Genomic DNA, 1,310 nt, shown 5'->3' on the forward strand with positions numbered 1-1,310 from the left:
GCAGCTCGATCACATCCGCGCGGGGATCCGCCTGCACGACTTCCAGTTCAATCCAAGCCGCCAGAGGAACCTGGCGTTCTAGGCGCACCGGCACCCGAAAGGCAATCTCCTCCAGCAGAGCCATGACGAGGTTTTCCTGCTCCCGCAGATAGCCCAAGACCAAGGCCCGCCAAATCTGCCCCGGCCGCTGGCGCAGGTACTCGATGCTCCAGTAGCGCTTGGATTTGCGCTCCACTTGAACCGCTTCTGCCGTGCCTGGCTCGATGGCCAGCAACAACTGCTGCACCTCGGCTTCGGTCAAGGGCAAGGGATCCCCCCGCAAAAAGGCCTTGATCTGGTAGTGGGCCACCAGATCCAGGTAGCGGCGAATGGGGGAAGTTACCTGACAGTAGGCATCGAGACCCAACCCCGTATGTCGCCCCGGTTGGGTGGCCACCTCTGCCCGCGATAGACAGCGCATGATGGCAAAGGATCTCACCGGCCCCTGGGGATACAGATCCAAAACCTCCGGCGGGGGGAGCTCAGGGGCCGGCTGCAGGCGATAGGGCACCGGGATCCCGTTTTGGCAAGCAAAGCGAGCAGCCACCTCACCGGCCAGCACCATCATCTCCGCCACCATCTGCCGCGCCGGCGTATCCTCAATAACACGCAGGTGGGGGATCTCGTCCATGACCTTGATATCTTGCTCCGGCAGGCCGATCTGGATGGCCCCTTGAGCCAGGCGCCAGGCGTAGCGCCAGCGAGCGGCCCGGGCAATGGCCGTCAGTTGTGCCTCTGCCCCCAACTCCAGCATCTCGTCGGCATCGTCATAGGTGAGGCGGTAGTTGACCTGGATTTGGCTAAGGCAGATCTCGTAGTCTCGCACGGCACCGTCGCATCCCAGCCGGATGCCGAAGCTGAGGGCAGGCCGCACCTCCCCCTGCACCAAGCTCATCAGGCCGGTGGACAGCTCCGGTGGAAACATCGGGATCACCCGCTCGGGCAGATAGACGCTGGTGCCCCGCCGGCGGGCCTCCAGATCCAAAGGATCCCCCCACTGTACCCAGCAACTGGGATCGGCAATGTGGATCCAGAGCTTGATCTCCTCATCCGACCAAAACTCGACGCTGAGGGCATCGTCGATATCGCGGGTGCTGGCGTCGTCGATGGTGTAGGTGTGGAGATGGGTGAGATCGCGGCGCAGATGGGGATCCAGGAAGGGAGGAGGGCCGCCCAGCAAAGTTTGGGTGTAGCGCTCCACCTCCTTGGGAAACTGGGTGGGGATCCCGGTGAGGCGCAGAGCCAGGTTCTCGTGGCGGCTCCACAGGCCC

The 1,310-nt window shown here is 63.6% G+C and carries 1 protein-coding gene; it reads right to left on the bottom strand.

What is annotated here, in order from left to right:
• On the bottom strand, nt 1-1,310 hold a 1,310-nt coding region (locus tag NW835_RS10645; RefSeq protein ID WP_414415269.1), incomplete at both ends, for a ribonuclease catalytic domain-containing protein.

This window comes from Synechococcus sp. OH2, from assembly GCF_047462155.1.
Lineage (GTDB): Bacteria > Cyanobacteriota > Cyanobacteriia > Thermostichales > Thermostichaceae > Thermostichus.